The sequence below is a fragment of the Caulobacter sp. ErkDOM-C genome (assembly GCF_048541825.1).
Taxonomy (GTDB): Bacteria; Pseudomonadota; Alphaproteobacteria; order Caulobacterales; family Caulobacteraceae; genus Caulobacter.
Map to the genome: position 1 here is coordinate 933,314 of NZ_CP183332.1, position 18,344 is coordinate 951,657.

Below are 18,344 nucleotides of genomic sequence, written 5' to 3' on the forward strand. Positions count from 1 at the left end.
TGTCAGTCCAAGGTCCACTGATAGCCGCCAACCTGCGCCGTCGCCGCGGCCCGCCAACCGGCCGCTGGCATCTGGACGAGATGATGGTGAAAATCGGTGGCCAGCGGATGTATTTGTGGCGGGCCGTGGATGATGAGGGCGAGGTGCTGGACGTCCTGGTCCAGAAGCGTCGTAACAAGGACGCGTCTCTGAATATGCTCCGGAAACTGCTTCGCAATCAGGGCATCCATCCTGAGACCATCACGACGGACAATCTGGCGTCATAGCGGGCCGCGGCCAAGGTTCTCGGCCTCACGAGCCGTCATCGGCCAGTCGGTATGCGCGAGAACAACCGGGTCGAGAACTCCCAACTGGTAATCCGGCGACGAGAGTGGAAACAGTAAAAGCTCAAGTCTCAGGTCTCAGCCCAAAGGTTCCTCGCCAGCCATGCCGCCGTCTACAATACGTTCAATATCCAACCCCATCTGATCTTCCGACCAAGCCTCCGGCTCCTACGCGCCCAGGCTGACCGGACAGGGAGGCCGCGACCGTCGCCGCCTGATCCAATTGAAGGGGAGGGGGCATTCCGGCTTGGCCGACTTAACGTGTCAATACGGACGGGGCGGTGTTGGATCGCAGGTGCGGGGTCATGGCGTTGGGGTGATAGTCCGGGGCCTTCATCGCGGCGCGCACACGCTCGCGGGTCCGCGCCGTGACGCTTTCGTGGTCATTCGGCACGCGCGAGACGGTCTTTGGCGAGACCTCCGCTCGCAAGGCTACATCATGGATCGTCGCCATCTATGCCGTCGCACCCAACTTCGCGTCACGCCGAACCGCGCGCCGACAAGGCGACGCGTCCGAGCTCGACCGAGAGATATCTCAGCTGAGTCCTGATGCCATGCGTATGGACAAAAAATGTCCCAGTATGTCCAGTCATGAGACATTCTTGAGACATATCGGGTCATCCAAAGCGACTTAGATTCGAGATTTTCCGGTCGGCACGCCTCGGATAATGATCCTCGCGCGCCGCGCCTGACCGTCACCCGCGAGGCTGGCGACGGATCGACTTCATCATGTCGACATCTTGAAGTCCATCGCCATATCCTTGTAAATATACAACTTAGTTGCCTGTTGGGCTTCGTGCCGCATCCGCACCGTCCTCTGCGCCGCTCGAGTTTTGGCGACAACCGACCGTTGTTCGAGCAAAATGACAACGTTGACATTGCCGGGACACTTGGCGATGTTGCCGTCGTGCCGGAGAGGGCGTAAACCGGTAGGCGCATCGTGAGGTGCGGCTTTTCGCCAAGAAAACAACGCATTTCGCCAGATCCGCCGGGCAGACCGGCGCATAAGGATCGGCGAGGGGCGAAAGTTGGCCTTCGCCCCTTCGGCGCGGGGTCAAAAAAACGGCAACAAGAACGTTAGGGGAGCGAAAACCTTGTCTAATCATCGCAACAGGTCAGTGCTCGGCCGGGGAATCACCCTGGCTCTGCTGACGGGCGCCTCCACCCTGGCCCTCGCCACCGGCGCTTCCGCCCAGGACAGCCAGACCACTCAGGTTGAAGAAGTCGTCGTCACCGGCATCCGCGCCAGTCTTGAGCAATCCCAAAACATCAAGCGCCTCGCAATTGGCGTGGTTGATGCAATTTCAGCGGAGGACATCGGCAAATTCCCAGACACAAATCTGGCCGAGTCCCTTCAACGCATCACGGGCGTATCGATTGATCGCAGCAGTGGGGAAGGCTCAACCGTCACAGTTCGTGGTTTCGGCCCTGAATTTAACCTCGTAGTTGTCAACGGCCGTCAAATGCCGACATCGACGTTGGGCGATGGTTTTTCGGCGCCTTCATTGCGCAGCTTTGATTTTGGTAACCTTGCTGCCGAAGGTGTGGCAGGTGTGGAGGTCTACAAATCGGGCCGTGCTTCGTTGCCTACTGGCGGCATTGGTTCGGTTATCAACATCAAACTCCCACGTCCGCTAGAGCGCCCAGGCTTTAGAGCTAGCGTTGGTGTAAAGGGCGTTTATGACACGTCACAGCTTTCCGGTACCGAGGTAACCCCTGAGGTTTCAGGCATTATCAGCAACACGTTTGCTGATGATAAGGTCGGCATTCTGTTCACCGGATCTTATCAAAAGCGCAATGGTGGCCAAGCGCAATTCAATGTTGGCAATTGGCGTCCGGGCTATGCTGGTGCTGAAAATAACTGGGGTACGCTAGCGCAAGCAGGCGACCCTCGCTTCGCGAAAATCCAAAATCGCCCTGGCCCGACCGACGTCTATCAGGTTCCGCAAAATGCAGCTTACGACTTCTTCGACTTTTCGCGTGAGCGCGTAAACGGTCAAGCTGTTATACAGTTCAAACCCAATGATACATTTGAAGTCGCACTTGATTACATTTTTGCGCAGAATACCTTCGCAAGCCGCCAAGACAGCATTGGTGTTTGGTTTAACCATGGCGACACGTCCAGCAGTTGGACGCCTGGGCCTGCAGCAGGTGCGAACTTCTATGCCGAGAACTTTGGCGTAGGAGAAGGTAAAGATCTTGCCATCACTGGCGCAGTCGGTTCGAACCGAAACATCAATCACTCGATTGGCGGTAATGTTAAGTGGAAGGGCCCGCGCGGGCTGCGGATAGAGCTTGATGCGCATCACTCGACCGCTGAATCCAAGCCAACCTCGCCCTATGGCAGTGGCATTGCTGTTGGAACGGCGATCTTTGGTGTCGCAAGCCAAAGCGTCGACTTCACATCAGATATGCCGGTCATCTCCGTGACCATGCATCCAGGTGCTGCGATTAACGCCGCAAACATCCGCCCAGCGGGCAACGCGTTCCGTAACGCCTATATGAAAGATACAATCGATCAAATCAGCTTGAATGGTGGTTACGATTTTGATTCCTCATTCATCAAGAGCCTCGACTTCGGCGTAGGCTATATTGAAAATGAGGTGCGTACGGCGTTCGGTGTGATCCAAAACGACACTTGGGGTGGAACACTGTCGGCAGCCGATACGCCTGACTCGCTCTTCACGCCGCGCGGACTGTCTGGCGATCTGGCGGGCATGAGCGGATCGAATGGTGCGGGTATCATTCCGACCTACTTCCAGATCAACACCAAAGAGCTGATTTCGCTGCTCGATACGCGACTGGGCATTTGTAACGCCGCCCCTGGCGATACGTGCTTGGCACCTTACTCGACGGACCGCCGTATCACCGAAAAGTCGCTCACGCCGTGGGTTCAGTCGCTGCACTCCTTTGCGTTGCCGAATGGAAAAGACCTCAATTTGAGGCTTGGTGTGCGCTACGAGGAAACTGAAATTACCTCCAAGGCCCTTGCGTCAATTCCAACGGGTACAGTTTGGGTTGCACAAAACGAGATAAGCCTGGTTCAAGCACCGGGCACCGGCTTCTCGACGCTTAAAGGTGAGTACAAAAATTGGCTGCCAGCCGTCGATGTTGACTTTGCGCCAATCGACAATGTCAAAATACGTGCATCATACAGCCAAACGATCACCCGCCCAGATTATGCCAGCATGCAGGGCGGCATTACATTGGGCCAGCCGTTGCGGGTGGGTGCAGGTGGCAGCCAGGCCAGTGCCGGCAATCCGGCCCTTGAGCCCTACAAGTCTGAGAATATCGATCTATCGGCGGAGTGGTACTATGCCAGAACCAGCTATGTATCGATTGGCCGCTTCGACAAAAAAGTTAGCAACTTTATCGCTAATGGCACAACACAAACGCCTTTGTTTGATTTGAACGACCCATCTCAAGGTGCAGCTGCCGTCGCTGCGCGTGCAGCCTTGGGAGCCAATGCGTCGTTCGATCAGATCGTGAACTGGGTCCGGGTCAATCGCTCGGCTGACTTTGTAGCGGGCGTCGGTACTGCGGGTGGCATCATCGGCCGACCGGCAGACCCGGATGTGGCCTTCACCTTCACACAGCCTTCCAACAGCGATCAGGAAGCGCGCCTGAGTGGGTGGGAGTTTGCCATCACGCACAATTTCGGGGAGACCGGATTTGGCGCGATCGTGAACTATACAATTGTGGAAAGCGATACGTCTTTCGACAATGCTCTGCCTTGGACAACCACCCAGTTTGCAGTTACTGGCGCAAGCGATAGTGCGAACGCTGTTGTCTTCTATGACAAGAGCGGTCTTCAGGCACGGATTGCCTATAACTGGCGCGACAAGTTCCTTGCTGGCAAGGACCAGGACCCATACTACGTCAAGTCCTATGGGCAGTTTGATGCCAGTGCGAGCTATGAGTTCCGCAAGGGTTTCACGGCGTTCTTTGAAGGGATTAACGTCCTGAAAGAAGACCGTACTGGTGTTCGTCGAAATGATCGTGCGATCTTCTTTGCGGCGCCTGGCTATGCGCGTTATTCGGTAGGTGTGCGTTACACCTACTGATGATCCTGGCGTTCGAAGATTAATAGACTGAACAGAACCACATTGCGTAAGCAATGTGGTTCTTCGTCTTTACGCTTTGTATTTATCGGGTTTAGAATTAGGCGCGATGAAGAGTTCAATTCAACAGGTTGTTATAGTGGGGGGCGGCACGGCTGGATGGCTTTCCGCGTGCATTGTGGCGGCTCGACGACCCGACCTGTCCGTCACTTTAGTCGAGGCACCCAACATTCCGACAATCGGCGTTGGCGAAGGCACTTGGCCGACGATGCGTGAAACCCTGGCCACAATTGGCATCTCAGAAACTGAGTTTCTGAGTGAATGCGATGCATCCTTCAAACAGGGCTCCCGTTTTGACGGTTGGGTTGATGGCTCGGCCGGCGATAGCTATTTGCACCCCTTTAGCCCGCCGCCCGCATCTGACATCCGCGACCTGCTTGCGGCTTGGCGGGCAAGCGGATCCAGCACACCGTTTGCTGCGGCAATGAGCCCGCAGCATGCTGCGTGTGCCCATCACCTGGCCCCCCGACAGCGTGCGATGCCCGACTACGCAGCGGCATTGAACTATGGCTATCATCTTGATGCAGGCAAGTTTGCCGCCCTGCTCACCCGCCATGCGACGACTAGGCTTGGTGTGACCCATGTTGCTGGCGAAGTCGTCGGCAATGTCACCGCAGAAGACGGCGACATTGCCGCGCTAGAGCTGAAAGATAAACCGCCAGTTTCGGGTGATCTCTTCATTGATTGCTCTGGCCAGTCGGCCATATTGATCGATAAGCACTGCAAGGTCGATTGGGTCGACCGATCAGATGTTTCGTTCAACAATCGTGCTCTGGCCGTTCAAGTGCCAGTAGACAGTGATGCGCCAATTGCAGCGCAAACTATCGGAACGGCACACAGGGCGGGTTGGCTTTGGGATATCGCGCTGCCGACGCGACGCGGAATTGGCTGCGTTTATGCGTCGGAATTTTTGAGTGATTGTGAAGCTGAAGTGGTTTTGCGCGACTACGTACGCACAAAAGTCTCCAGTCTTGCCGCCGGTAAACTCAATATACGCCAGCTGTCATTTAAGACTGGGCATCGCGCCAAGTTCTGGGAGCGCAACTGTGTAGCCATTGGCCTTTCGGCTGGCTTTATAGAACCCCTTGAGGCCTCAGCAATTGTTTTAATTGAGCTCTCGCTCAAGGCATTGATAGACAATTTCCCAGCCCGCCGCGACGTGATGGATATCCATGCTGCGCGCTTCAACGAACTATTCCGCTATCGCTGGGACCGGATCGTCGATTTCCTCAAGCTGCACTATGTCCTCAGTCGCCGCGACGAACCCTATTGGCGCGCCCAACGTGCCCCAGAGACCATACCAGAGCAATTGAAACAGCAACTCGTAGTATGGGATGATCAACCGCCATCTCTGTGGGATTTCCCCCGTGTGGATGAAATGTTCTCTCCAGCCAGTCAGCAATATGTGCTCTATGGCATGCATTCGCTGGCTACGCCTGGACACAAGCCAGCGACATCCACGGCCCTATCAAGACTTGCAGATGTGCGAGAAAAAGCGCGGCTTATTACAACGGCGTTGCCGACCAATCGCGCTTATTTCACCGCCGCTAAATCACAGACCCAAACTAAAGTGGCCCGTGGAGACACAATCCGACAATGAGCAGCCACCAAATCCTCGATCCCGCACATCACGCTGACTTAAGAATCGATATTAGTGCCAGCGTGAGATTTGGTGACAATATTATGGGGTGTCTGACGACGCCTGGCGAGTTTCGCGATGTACAGGCAAATTATCCCATCGTCTTCCGACGAGATATTACAAGTAAGAAGTTTTCACCCTTGGCGTTGTTTGGCTTCGAAAATGGTGAAAACCTATTTCTTCAAGGCGAGCGTTGGGATGCCCGATATCGTCCTATGTCTCAAACTATTCAGCCCTTCCTTATCGGCAGAGCGGTATCAGAAAGTGACATCGCACAGGTTCATATAGACATGGCCAGTCCCCGCATTTCCACGACAGGTGAAGGAATGCGCGTGTTCGATGTGGCTGGGAAGCCAACGCCATATCTTGAAGCGGTGGCCAGTCAACTTGCAGAGCTTGACGAGGGGTACCGGCAAACTCCAGAGTTTTGTGCCACGTTGGAACGCCTTGAGCTGCTTGAACCCTTTTCGCTGGAGATTCCTTTGAAGGATGGGTCTCGTAACTCACTCATAGGTTATCATATCATTGCTGAGGAGCGGCTTTCCACACTTGACGGCGCACACTTGGGCGATCTTCAAGCGCGCGGTTACCTTCTGCCGATTTTCATGGCCGTTGCCTCACTTTCCAACTTTAGCGATCTCGTCGCTCGCAAGAACGCAACGCTGACCCTTGACTGAATCCACACCTTCAATTTTTGCCGATATGGAAACGGTTGAAGAGCGCGAGGCGGGCGACGCGCATGCGCTTGACGCCTTGTTGAAGAATGCTCGCACGCCATTTGTTATTCGCGGCCTTGTAGCACATTGGCCGCTTGTGAAAGCTGGATTGCAATCACCACGCGCTGCTCGCACCTATTTGTTGGAGCGCGCGCGCGACGTACCCTTCTCGGTATCCATTGGGCCGCCGGGCCATGATGGCCGCATGTTCTACAACAATGACATGGCAATGAACTTTCAAACGGCACGGGGAAAGCTGTTCGATATATTTGGTAGTATTGACGCCAACGAAGACCGCGCCGATCCGCCGTCCATGTATCTCGCCTCTATTGATGTCCCGGGGCATTTCGCGGGTGTCGACCAGGAAAACACGCTCGATCTAGGACAGCGCGATACGCTGAAAAGCCTTTGGATTGGGACGCCAACCCGCATCGCTGCGCACAATGATTTCCCAGACAACCTGGCATGTTGTGTTGCTGGTCGTCGTCGTTTTACGCTGTTCCCACCCGATCAGTTTTCAAACCTGTATCTGGGTCCGATCGACAATACTCCAGCAGGTCGTGCGGTGAGTTTGATTGATTTTCACCTACCTGATTTTGGCGCTTACCCTGATTTTGCTGAAGCACTACGCCACGCACAGGTCGTAGAACTAGAACCCGGTGACGCTCTATTTATTCCTTCGATGTGGTGGCATCATGTCGAGGGGTTGGCAAAGTTCAATATTCTGCTGAACTACTGGTGGCGTGATACGCCCCGCTTTTTGGGCCAGCCCCAGGATGCGCTCAATCACGCGATCCTGGCTATCCGCGATTTGCCCCCCGAAGACAGAGCGATTTGGCGTGAGTTTTTTGATCACTATGTGTTCAACAATATTCCCACCATGCACGACCATATCCCGTCAGAATCGCGCGGCGTTTTAGAAACTTTGAACGCAGAGACCGCAGGCCGATTGCGCGCATTCTTACTGAGGGCACTAAGCCGATGAATAATGCTTACAAAAAACAACGTATCGTGGTCGCGGGTGGCGGCACAGCGGGCTGGATGACGGCGGCCGCCCTTTCTAGAACGTTGGGCGACGCCATCGAACTTACGCTGGTGGAATCCGATGCAATCGGAACGATCGGTGTTGGCGAAAGTACCATCCCGCCCATCGTTTTGTTCAATCGCTTGTTGGGTATCGGCGAGGCGGAGTTTATGCGCGCCACGCAGGCTACCTTTAAGCTCGGTATCAAGTTTGAGAATTGGAAGGACGTTGGCGACAGCTACTTTCATTCCTTTGGCACAACGGGCAAGGATCATTGGTCCGCCGGATTCCAACATTTCTGGATGCACGGACTGACCAAAGGGCATGTTCATAGCTATGACGACTATTGTCTTGAGCTAAAGGCCGCGCTGGAAGGCAAGTTCGCACATTTGCCGGATGAACGTATGAACTATGCGTATCAATTGGATTCAGCACTCTATGCGGCCTTCTTGCGCAAAATTGCCGAGGGTGAAGGTGCCAAGCGTATTGAAGGCAAGATTGCCAAAGTTGAGCTAGACGGTGCTACCGGCAACATCTCAGCGCTTTGCCTCGACGGTGATCGGCGAGTAGAAGGCGACTTGTTTATAGATTGCACGGGATTTCGCGCTTTGCTGATCGAAGGCGCGCTTCACGCCGGATATGACGACTGGAGTCATTATCTACCGTGTGATTCAGCTATTGCAGTTCAAACCTCCAGTGTGCGCCCACCCGTTCCATACACTCGCGCAATTGCTCATGATGCAGGGTGGCAATGGCGCATTCCGTTGCAGCACCGCCAGGGTAACGGGATCGTCTATTGCAGCCGCTATTTGGACAAAGACGCGGCACTTGATCGGCTGCTCGGTTCAGTCGAAGGCGAGGTGCTGACAAAGCCCAATGTTATCGGCTTTACAACTGGCGCACGGCGAAAACAGTGGCACCGCAATTGTGTAGCTGTTGGTCTCTCGGGTGGCTTTATGGAGCCGTTAGAGTCAACTTCGATCCATCTCATCCAACGTTCTATACTCCGGATCATTCGGATGTTGCCAAATGGTAAGGTGAGCGAACGAGATATTGCTGAATTTAATGAACAGCAATTTGCAGACATGTATCAAATACGTGATTTTCTTGTTTTGCATTACAAGGTGACAGAGCGCCGCGACTCGCCATTTTGGCGACATTGCGCTGCGTTGTCTGTTCCCGAGAGTCTTGAACAAAAGATCGAGTTGTTCCGCGAAACCGGCCGTGTTTTCCGTCGCAACGAAGAATTGTTTGCCGAGAATAGTTGGGTACAAGTGATGATGGGCCAAGGCATTATGCCTAAAACCTATCACCCAATCGCTACAAAACTGTCGCCTGACGAATTGGAAGTCTTCCTTGGTGCGCAACGCGAAGCTGTCGCGCGCACAGTTGCCGGATTGCCTGACCAACAGTCTTACCTTGCCTATTATTGCGCTGCGAAAGAGGAGCAGGCTGCGTGAGGCTGGCGATTGCGACCACGCATGTTAGGTTCTTGTGGGGGCTGCCAGTCTAACCCCGCCTCGTTTCCACTAGGCACAGTTCGAGCAGAAACAGCCCGTTCTCGTCGTCGGAACGGCAGGTGTGAGTTCTCACGACGTCCACCGATAGAATGGTCTTTGCTGTCGCGGTTGAAGGGCGCTCGAATGCTCGGCGTGTGAGCGAAATGACCGGCACGGGAGTGGACGGGCTGAGATCGTACGACGCAGCGCTCAAGGAACGGGGCTTGGAGGGCCTTCACCGGCCAGGACGACTTCGAGAAAACAATAGAGCGGAGAATTCACACCTGCCGATCCGCCGACGGGAGCGAAGGATGCAGCTCTTCAAGTCCCAGCCTTCCGCCCCACTTTTTTACTACCCACGCGAGCGTCTTCAACACCTTCTACATCAACGTCATCTGATCGGCCGATCCACCCTGCGCAACTTCCGCGCCGCGGCTAGTGGCGCCTGGCGCGAAACGGCCGCCGCCGCGTGACGAGGCCTCGCGCAGAAACAGCTGCAGCCGCCGGCGTTAAGTTGACAGCACTCTCCTGGCGCGGATCGGAAGTCGCGCTGTCGATTCTGGGCAACGGGGTGGGGCTGGCCCAACCTGCAGGCCGCGACATTTTTTTCGGCTCTGACCATCCGTTCGACCACGACCCTACGTAGGATCAGAGCCACTCCCTGTCGTTGTGGCGTCGCCGGCCCCGGAGGCCCACGAACAAGGAGCGCGCCGCTGATCTCGACTGGTCATCTTGGGGAACGCCGCCGCCGCATGTCCTGATCCGGAATGCTCACAACGGAGCATGTCCGATCTGGAGATTGGGAACCGGTCGCAATTTGGTGCGTTCGCCTCCCGAACGCTCGCCTTTTGGCGGGCGGGCATAGATCGGCCGCTTAGGCAGCGCGCTGTAAACCGAGCTTCCGTTGATGTTGATGCGCCGCCGGCGCCGGGAGAGCAGCGGAGCCCCCGTCTCTGCCGAATTGAGTGAAACTAAACGTTGTTGATGGCAAAATGTGGTGCGATTTCAGAGATGCGACTGCAATGCTGGAGTTCATAGTGGCTGATGTTGCGCTTGGGGGGCCGGATATGTCAGCCGATGAAGCGCTGGCGCTTGATCTGGCCCTTGGCATCCTGCTTCAACCCCTGCTCGGCGTCGCTGAAGCGAGGCGGCGCGAGGATGCGGACTTCAGACGCCTGGTCGAGCAGATTGAAGTGCGGCTCTTCCAGGAGGAGGCGATCAACAGTGATCGGCGGACAGCCGATATATCGCCTCGTCCTGAGACCTGGAACGCCATCCTAAGCCAGATTGCAAAGCGGCAGGCATACTGACCCGCCGCTCCGGACGGCAAGGCCCCAGCGCCGATCATAGTCTAGGCCCGCGGTCCGATCGCCGGCAGCAGTACCAGCCTCAGGATGATCGTCGTCCAGGCGCGGGCGGCTCTTACGTTCCGGCGCCGCGACGGATGGCGTTGATCGCCGCTACAACGCTCGCGTGGGCCTCCGCTGCGTCGTAGCCGAGGTTCCGTTTCAGGAACACGAAGTTCTCAGTGCTCATAAGCGTCAGCATGGATGCGGCGACCTGTCGCCGTGTCAGCGCATCGAAATCCGGATGTTCGAGACCGAGCATCCGGATGAGGTTCCGATAGCCGATCTCGTAGAGCGGTTGGCGCAGCTCACGGCCGATCGGCGAGAGATAGGTCTCGCTCACCACCTGTCGATCGTCTTCCCAGGTCCGGTAGCGCGCCGCCAACCAGACCAGGAGATCGTCAATCGTTTCAGGCAGTTTGAGTTCAGGTCCGCCGACCGCCCGCTCAAGATGCCATTTGATGAACGCGCGGATCAATTCGTCGCGGGTCCGGTAGTGGCGATAGACCGTTTGCTCGGTGACCTCGGCGATCCGCGCCACCTCCGCGATGCTGACCGCCGCGAGATCTGAGTTTCGGATCACCGTGGCGACGGCGTCCAGAATGATCTGAGAGGTCTGCTCGCGCATGCGTTGGCGCAGCGGGCTCTGATAGGGCCCGCGGGGCGGATCGTCGTTGGTCACGGACGGCGCCCTCGGACGGTCCATGTCTCGGATAGGGGGCTCCAGACTGAGGCAGGCCTCATGCGACCGCCCGACAAGCGTCCGGCATCGGCGCTGCTGCGGTCAAGTCCTGCGTCAAGGCTGTCCGCAAACGCTTCAAGCTGCGTTGCGCCCGCGCCTTTGTGGTCGGGGTCGGGACGTCATCCTGCTGTGCGACCTCCCTCTGGGTCCAGCCCTGGATGACAACTCGGCGGACAATGCTCAAATGTTCCGGGGAGAGACCACCCAGCGCCACGCTCAGGTCCAGGCGATCCTCGATCGGGTCCGACGCGGCCGGCGGGTCGGGCAACTCGTCCAGGTAGAGGACATAGCGGGCCAGGACACGATCGCGGCGAAGCCGGTCTATGGCGGTGTTGCGCAATATGCTGATCATCCAGCCCATGACGTATCCGCGCTGGCCGTCGAATCTGCCCGCGTTTGTCCAAATTCGCACATAGGCTTCCTGAAGCACATCTTCGGCGGCCTCCCGCTCACCCAGAATCGATATCGCACGCCCCATAAGGCAGCGCGAGGTGCGGAGGTAAAGGCGCTCGAATGCCCGCCTGTCGCCCCGCCCTGTGGCGGTTAGAAGGTGCAAAAGGTCCTCATCTTCGCCGTCTCGGGCGGGGTCGGGGGCGATAGAAGGCGCCGCAAGAGACTGGGCGGCCTGCGCGTCTTCGAACATGTCACGCCTCTCCATCACGGGTCGGCACACGAAAATTCCGCCACGTGGACGACTGTCGTGTGATGGACTCAAACTACATGATGGTATCACTAACATCAAGTATGTATCGATCAATCGATCCTCGCCAGGGTGGCCCGTGAGAAGGCTGGGGGATCCGAAGGGTCGCGGTAGGCGCTTTGGCGGACGACGTCGAAAGGCTGAAACGGTGCGGCCGACACTTAGATCGCCGGTCATCCTTGATGCGGAACGTTGGTCATGCGCACAGTCCGGCTCAAGGCAGGGGAGCGGTGCCACTTGGGGGCCTTTCGGACGCTCAAACAGACCTCCTTGCCCGCGCTATGCATTGCGGGCTGGTGGATGCTGTTGGCGGCAAGCCCGGTAGAGGCCGCCGCAGCGCCTTTACTGGCTAGATCTGTCGATCTGCAGGACGTCATCGTCACAGCAAGGCGGAGGCCTGAATACGCCTCTGACGTGCCGATCTCTCTATCGGCGCATACAGGGGCCGCGCTCGAGCAAAGGCGACTGTACCAGCTTCAAGACCTGAACCAGCTCTCCCCGAGCTTGAAAATCAGCTACTTCAATCCACGCGGAAGCTACGTTTCCATCCGCGGCATTGGTCACAGTCCGGCGAGCGACGGTCTGGAGGCCAGCGTCGGCGTCTTCATGGATGGGGTCTATCTCGGGCGGCCCGGCATGGCGGTCTATGATTTGACGGACATCGACGATGTCGAAATCCTGCGTGGACCTCAGGGGACTCTGTTCGGCAAGAACACCAGCGCCGGCGCCATCGTCATCACCACGCGGCCGCCGAGTTTTTCGCCGGAGGCCAATCTCGAAGCCTCCGCTGGCAGTAACGCCTTTATCCAGCTTCGCGGGTCGGTATCCGGCCCCATTCTCGACGACAGGATTGCGGCGCGACTGTCTGTCTACGACACCCAACGGGCCGGGAGTGTCCGCAACGACACGACCCATGCCCGGTATAACGGCAGCGACCGGCAGGGCGGCCGCATCCAGTTTCTGTTCCAGCCCTCGACCGATCTTCGTCTGCGCCTGATCGGGGATTATCACACCGAAGACGATAGCTGCTGTCTGCTGGTGGCCGGCTCTTTCGGCGCGCCGACATCAACCTATCTGTCCCGCGTCGCGCTGGCCGGCGGAACCGCGATCCTGGGCGGGGAGCGGTACGCCACCACGGCCAATGGGGCGGCCCGCGTTGCCGTGCGGCAGGGCGGCCTCACCGCCAACATCACCTATGATCAGGGCGCAGCCGACGTCACGTCCGTTACCGGCTATCGCGCCTGGCGGTATCGCTCGGTGTTTGATGGCGATCTGTCGAGCGCCGACGCCTACGATTCCGCAGCGGTCCCTACAGACTACTGGCAGTTCAGCCAGGAAATCCGTGTGGCCAATCATTCCGGCGGCAAGGTCGACTGGGTCGGCGGGATCTACTATTTTCGCCAGTCGTTGCACTCTGATCTCAGGCTGGCCTTTGGCCGCCAGGCGGCCAATTTCCTCGGCAACACCGCGACACCTCCGCCCGTCCTTGTCGCTTTCAATGGCGTGACGAGTTCGACCCGCTCGGCGCTCGATTCGGAAAGCGCCGCCCTCTTTGGCCAGGCGACATGGCGGTTCAGTCGGCGGCTGGATCTCACCATGGGCCTGCGGGGCACGTTTGAACAAAAGTCCGGGGTGGTTGACCGGGTCCGCAATGCCGCACAGTCCGCCTATCATCAGGCCGTGTCGGTGGATGATTTCGATCCTTCGGGCACGCTCGCCCTGTCGTTTGCCCCGGGCCCGGATCTGCATCTCTATGCAAGCTATGCACGCGGCGCCAAGGCCGGCGGCGTCAACCCCACAGTCAGCGCCTCGCCAGGTGATCTCGTCGTGCGACCTGAGCGCACCGACAGCTACGAGATCGGCGCGAAGTCACGCCTCCTGGAGGGACGCCTGCGGGTCCGCGGGGCGATCTTTCTGGCCAAGATCAACGGCTATCAGGCGACCTACAATCGGCTCTTCGGCGCGATCCTGTCCAATGTCGGCGAGGCTTCAACCCGCGGTGTCGAGTTGGAGGCCCATTGGTTGCCCACGTCACAACTCCAACTGACGGGCAGCGCATCCTACAACGACGCCCGATATGACAGCTATCTGAATGCGCCCTGCGCCCCTGAGAGAAGTCCGGCTCCAAGCTGCGATCTCAGCGGCCGGCCCTTGTCGGATGCGCCCCGCTGGATCGCCAATCTGGCTGCGGAATATGCCCGGCCGATCGGCGCCGGGGCGCTGCTGAAAGTCGGCGCGGACTATGGTTTTCGCTCCGGCTACTACGGCCACCTTGATGACAGTCGCTATTCCCGCCTGGGGAACGTGAGCATCACCAATGTTCAGCTCGGCGTCGAGCTGACCGCTTCCCGGATCAAGATCCAGGCTTGGGCCAAGAACATCGCTGACGTGCGCTATCTCGAAAGCTATCCGCTTGGCGGGTCGACAATCTATGGCGCCTATTTCGGGACGATCGGCGCAGGCCGCGCCATCGGACTTACGGGCGCCAAGAGATTCTGATGCGCCCAGGGGGAGCCGCCGGGGCCGTCTAGTCGTCGTCCAGGTGCCGTCGCAGTTGCTCGAGGCTACGGCGGATCTGGGACTTCAGCGTGCCCAGGGGAATATTTAGGTCGTCCGCAATCTCCTCATGCGTATGCCCCTCGACGAAGGCGAGGCCCAAAACCCTGGCCTTGCTGGGCCCAAGTTTCGTCAGGCCCGCAGTGAGGTCGAGGCGCGCCGCCGTCGGGGGCTCAGGCGTGGGCAGGCGGTCGACATAGTCGTCCAGATCCTCGTGCAGCGCGCGGTCGCGGCGAAGCCGATCGATCAAAGCATTGCGCAGGATCTTCCAGATCCATGGCATCGGCGCGCCCCGCAAAGGATCGTATTTCCCCGCATGGAGCCATACCCGGACATAGGCTTCCTGTACGACGTCCTCTGCGGCGTCGCGGCGCGACAGGATCCGCACGGCAAGGCCCATCAGACGGCTGTTGGTGTTGTCATAGAACGTCTTGAAGGCGGCGCGATCCCCCTGCGACACCCGCATCAGGAGGATCGCAAGTTCAACCTGTGGGTCGTCCGGCGACGGCTGGGCTGCCGCGCCGGCGGAATCGGGGTCTCCGTCGTTCGAAAGCGTGGAAAGTTCGCTCACAGGTCACCCCTTCCGATGGCGTTTGGCGCAGATCGAATGGCGCCTGTGGAGCCACGACGGACGACATCATGACCGGGGCTGTTCAACCAAAATGCGATAGCTCATTCCACTTTGAGACTACGTCCGCCGCGCCCCGAAGGATGCGCCGCGGCGGCCAAACATCGTCTGCTGGCGGGCTACCTTCCGCAGGCGCCCCATAACCGCTCTCTCGCCGCAGCCCGGCCGGGCGATCCATGCGCGCTGAAAGGGGGAGGGCCGTCGTCAGGGCCTGGCGGCGTCCTAGGGTAGCTGGTGGCCTAGGCAGCAATCACGCTTCGAATGTAAAGCAGCGCCCCGGATCGGCTGAAGATCTCAGGATGATCGCGATCCGGGAAGGCAAGATGGAAGTCGCCCTGCCGCACTGTAACGTCATCAAACTCGAACTCACCCTCCAGAACCAGGCATTCCTCGACGCCGGCATGGGCGTGGGCAGGAAAGGTTGCGCCCGGCGCCATGCGGATCATGACAGCTCGCCAGCCCTGGCCTGGATCAGCGTAGAGTTGACGCTTTGTCACGCCTGGATAGAGATCTTCCCACGCGCCATCGTCAGCGCGAACGGTGAGGGTGCCGTGGTGGGGGGGCGTCAACGCGTCAATCTGGGCGTCCAGCTTGGCCCAGAGCCCTGTCGGGGCGGGCGAATCGTCGGGCAAGCCAAGCGCCGCTACGCCCTCGCTCCACTGATCGGCTGACATCTGGAAAGCTGCAGAATCCTTGATACGCGCCCGGGCCGCCTTTTCATCGAAAGCGCCCTGCGCGAGGTCGGTGGTATTGCTCGTCGAAAAACTCATGACGTCAACGCCTCCTAACTGCCAACCCCAGGCCGTCTGGGCCCAAGTCCTTCACACAACCGGGACTTTTGGGATGCCCTGAGCGCGCGTCGCAGCCTGACATTATGAATTTGACGCTCCTCTGCGTCAATTCATGTGATCTGGTGTGTATCCGGGTGTGGGGATCAGCGGCAACACCGCCGCCAGCACAGCGATCGTCATAAGCCAACTGGCCGCGACCTTTGGGATGATCGCCTTGCCCTGCGAAACCATCCACGCTCCCGGAAGAATGATGAGAAGACCCGTGGCGGCGAAAACAAGGTCCAGCGGCCGGCCCGCCAGTCCGATCAGCAATCCGCTCCAGACACCCGCATTGACTCCGGCAACGAGGGCCAGCCTGCCGCCAATGCCGTGGGGCCAATGGACCAGAGCGGCGGTCAGGGTGATGCTGAGCCATCCGCCTAGGAAGATCGCCTCGGTCCAGGCGCTCGGTAGTCTCACGGTGCAGAGCAGGGCGGATAGACCAAGGCAAAGCGCGATCGCGATCAGGGCCTGTCGACGGGGCGCGAACGAAAGCGCCACCGCAAGAGCGGCCATGAGCAAAGCCGGAGGGAGCGCACCCCCTCTCATGAGCCTACCGCCTGTACGATGAAGAAGGCGCCGCTCGCGGCGATCAGTCCCCCCGTGCCCGTCATGATCCTTGCCCCCAAGCGATACTCCTTCAGGACGCCCAGAGCGATGCCGCAGACATGCAAAAGGCCCGTCGAAAGGACAAAGCCCGCGCTGTAGCCGACAGGATCTGCGGCTGAGGGGAGCTCTAGTCCGTGGGCGTAACCGTGAAACAAGCCAAACATCGCCACGACCAGGCAGGCTGCCCAGGTCGGCGGCTTGAGACGAAACGTGATCGCCAAGCCCAGCAACAGAACCGAAAGGGCAATCCCGATCTCGACGGGTGGCAGCGAGGCGCCTGCCATGCCGAGGAGCGCTCCAAATGCCATGAGGCTTGGGAAGATGACTGGAAGGGCCGCCACCAGCGGGCGGCCAAGAAAGGCGCCCCAAAGGCCGACGGCGACCATGGCCAGCATATGATCAAAGCCCGCCAAGGGGTGGAGGAAGCCCGCGCTGAAGCCACCAGCAAGGCCGGTTCCGTCATGGGCGCTCGCGGGTCCTGCGATCAGGAGAACCGTGATGGACAGGCTCGTGATCGCCGTGCGTGAGAGTTTTTGAGACCACACGATTGGAACCTCCAGAGGGTGCGCATTCGGATCCAATACGGTCTGCATCGAGCGCCTGGATGCGTCATTACAGAAAGTTAATGTAATTGAATTGTTCTTTAAAAATAGATATTTAAGAGGCTTTCAATTGGTGCTGTGAGCCCTTTACGATGAGATTTTCCATGCTGCGAAAGGCCCGAGCTCTGGCCCTCGTCGCGATACTGAGCCTCGCGCCCACCGTCGCCGGCGCCCATGACTACTGGCTCCAGCCCCGAGACTTCTGGGTCGCTCCTGGCGGGGCCGTTCCTATGTCCATTCAGGTCGGCCATGGCCCTTCGAGGCAGGCCTGGCCCATTGATCTGGGGCGGGTCTTGCTTTTCCGGTCTCGCAGCGGCGCAGGCGATACTGATCGACGCAGAGAACTCCGCTCGGGGCCGACGGGCGAGGAAACGCGTCTGATCTTCAAGACGTCCGGCGTGCATGTCCTGGCGCTTCAAACCACGCCGACCTTTAGCGATTTGCCTGCCCTGCGGTTCAACGACTATGCGCGCGAGGAGGGGCTCGCGCCGGCGCTGAAGTGGCGAGACGCCCATGCGCAGACCGACAAGCCGGGCCGAGAATACTATAGCCGCCGCGCCAAGGCGTTGGTGCGCGTTGGGGATCAGCCGGGTCCGGACATCCTGGTCACGACCCCAGTGGGCCTCAACCTCGAAATCGTCCCCGAACGTAACCCCTATACGCTGCCTGCAAACGAGGCGTTGCCTGTTCGGGTCATTTTCGAAGGAAGGCCTCTCGCCGGCGCTACGGTCAAACTCACCAATCTGGACTTCGACAATCGTCCCCTGGCTGTTCGCCAGACCGACAAGAATGGTCGCGCCGTCTTTCAGGTGCCGCGTCGTGGCACTTGGCTGATCAACGTCATTTGGACAAAGCCGACGCCGGGCGACGCCCGGGCGGATTTCGAGACGACGTTCTCCAGCCTCACCTTCGGTTATCCGGCCGGGCCCGCCAAGCCATGAGGGGCAGACACCGTCGGCAGTGAAAATATGCAAGCCGTCGGACGCGGATGCATCCGTCAGACAGGGCC

Annotated in this window: 16 protein-coding genes and 1 pseudogene; 10 read left to right on the forward strand and 7 right to left on the reverse strand. The window is 58.7% G+C overall.

Annotated features, from left to right (window positions below):
* Positions 1–107 precede the first annotated feature (107 nt).
* Positions 108–266: a DDE-type integrase/transposase/recombinase gene (locus ACN2C8_RS04420; protein WP_419255814.1), complete on the forward strand. Its 159-nt coding sequence runs from the start codon at positions 108–110 to the stop codon at positions 264–266.
* Positions 267–579: 313 nt separating this feature from the next.
* Here the strand turns inward: ACN2C8_RS04420 and ACN2C8_RS04425 are convergent, their stop codons facing one another.
* The gene (locus ACN2C8_RS04425) at positions 580–777 is read right to left on the reverse strand and encodes a LacI family DNA-binding transcriptional regulator (protein WP_419254626.1); all 198 of its coding nucleotides are present in this window, start codon (positions 775–777) and stop codon (positions 580–582) included.
* A gap of 574 nt (positions 778–1,351) precedes the next feature.
* On the opposite strand from ACN2C8_RS04425, the gene ACN2C8_RS04430 reads away from it, so the two are divergent.
* The 7 genes and pseudogenes from ACN2C8_RS04430 to ACN2C8_RS04460 all read left to right on the forward strand — a co-directional run bounded on the left by ACN2C8_RS04430 (position 1,352) and on the right by ACN2C8_RS04460 (position 10,632).
* Entirely contained in the window at positions 1,352–4,387 is a 3,036-nt protein-coding gene (locus ACN2C8_RS04430) for a TonB-dependent receptor (protein WP_419254627.1), read from the forward strand.
* 106 nt (positions 4,388–4,493) lie between these two features.
* Positions 4,494–6,044, forward strand: a complete 1,551-nt coding sequence (locus ACN2C8_RS04435) for a tryptophan halogenase family protein (protein ID WP_419254628.1) — start codon at positions 4,494–4,496, stop codon at positions 6,042–6,044.
* Positions 6,041–6,760, forward strand: coding sequence for a SapC family protein (locus tag ACN2C8_RS04440; RefSeq protein ID WP_419254629.1), 720 nt, complete (start codon positions 6,041–6,043; stop codon positions 6,758–6,760). Before ACN2C8_RS04435 ends, ACN2C8_RS04440 begins: the two co-directional genes overlap by 4 nt.
* Positions 6,753–7,784, forward strand: coding sequence for a cupin-like domain-containing protein (locus tag ACN2C8_RS04445; protein ID WP_419254630.1), 1,032 nt, complete (start codon positions 6,753–6,755; stop codon positions 7,782–7,784). Before ACN2C8_RS04440 ends, ACN2C8_RS04445 begins: the two co-directional genes overlap by 8 nt.
* Positions 7,781–9,283: a tryptophan halogenase family protein gene (locus ACN2C8_RS04450; protein WP_419254631.1), complete on the forward strand. Its 1,503-nt coding sequence runs from the start codon at positions 7,781–7,783 to the stop codon at positions 9,281–9,283. Before ACN2C8_RS04445 ends, ACN2C8_RS04450 begins: the two co-directional genes overlap by 4 nt.
* Before the next feature lie 221 nt (positions 9,284–9,504).
* A pseudogene (locus tag ACN2C8_RS04455) lies at positions 9,505–9,795 on the forward strand (DDE-type integrase/transposase/recombinase); the annotation flags it as partial.
* Between the two features lie 549 nt (positions 9,796–10,344).
* Positions 10,345–10,632 (forward strand): hypothetical protein, encoded by a 288-nt coding sequence (locus ACN2C8_RS04460; RefSeq protein ID WP_419254632.1) that lies wholly within the window; start codon positions 10,345–10,347, stop codon positions 10,630–10,632.
* Positions 10,633–10,744: 112 nt separating this feature from the next.
* Here ACN2C8_RS04460 and ACN2C8_RS04465 read toward each other — a convergent pair whose 3' ends face one another.
* Together ACN2C8_RS04465 and ACN2C8_RS04470 are read right to left on the reverse strand one after the other, a co-directional pair.
* A complete protein-coding gene (locus ACN2C8_RS04465) occupies positions 10,745–11,350 on the reverse strand; it encodes a TetR/AcrR family transcriptional regulator (protein WP_419254633.1) in 606 nt (201 codons plus the stop codon).
* A gap of 58 nt (positions 11,351–11,408) precedes the next feature.
* The gene (locus ACN2C8_RS04470; RefSeq protein ID WP_419254634.1) at positions 11,409–12,053 is read right to left on the reverse strand and encodes an RNA polymerase sigma factor; all 645 of its coding nucleotides are present in this window, start codon (positions 12,051–12,053) and stop codon (positions 11,409–11,411) included.
* Positions 12,054–12,308: 255 nt separating this feature from the next.
* Here ACN2C8_RS04470 and ACN2C8_RS04475 point away from each other — a divergent pair, with 255 nt between their 5' ends.
* Entirely contained in the window at positions 12,309–14,609 is a 2,301-nt protein-coding gene (locus ACN2C8_RS04475; protein WP_419254635.1) for a TonB-dependent receptor, read from the forward strand.
* Positions 14,610–14,637: 28 nt separating this feature from the next.
* Here the strand turns inward: ACN2C8_RS04475 and ACN2C8_RS04480 are convergent, their stop codons facing one another.
* The 4 genes from ACN2C8_RS04480 to ACN2C8_RS04495 form a co-directional block, all read right to left on the reverse strand.
* Positions 14,638–15,237 (reverse strand): RNA polymerase sigma factor, encoded by a 600-nt coding sequence (locus tag ACN2C8_RS04480; protein ID WP_419254636.1) that lies wholly within the window; start codon positions 15,235–15,237, stop codon positions 14,638–14,640.
* 296 nt (positions 15,238–15,533) lie between these two features.
* Positions 15,534–16,064, reverse strand: a complete 531-nt coding sequence (locus tag ACN2C8_RS04485) for a cupin domain-containing protein (RefSeq protein WP_419254637.1) — start codon at positions 16,062–16,064, stop codon at positions 15,534–15,536.
* 126 nt (positions 16,065–16,190) lie between these two features.
* On the reverse strand, positions 16,191–16,640 hold the full coding sequence (locus tag ACN2C8_RS04490; RefSeq protein ID WP_419254638.1) for a hypothetical protein: 450 nt from the start codon (positions 16,638–16,640) through the stop codon (positions 16,191–16,193).
* A 29-nt stretch (positions 16,641–16,669) separates the two neighbouring features.
* Positions 16,670–17,326: a HupE/UreJ family protein gene (locus ACN2C8_RS04495; protein ID WP_419254639.1), complete on the reverse strand. Its 657-nt coding sequence runs from the start codon at positions 17,324–17,326 to the stop codon at positions 16,670–16,672.
* A gap of 113 nt (positions 17,327–17,439) precedes the next feature.
* On the opposite strand from ACN2C8_RS04495, the gene ACN2C8_RS04500 reads away from it, so the two are divergent.
* Positions 17,440–18,276: a DUF4198 domain-containing protein gene (locus ACN2C8_RS04500; RefSeq protein WP_419254640.1), complete on the forward strand. Its 837-nt coding sequence runs from the start codon at positions 17,440–17,442 to the stop codon at positions 18,274–18,276.
* The last annotated feature ends 68 nt before the right edge of the window (positions 18,277–18,344 follow it).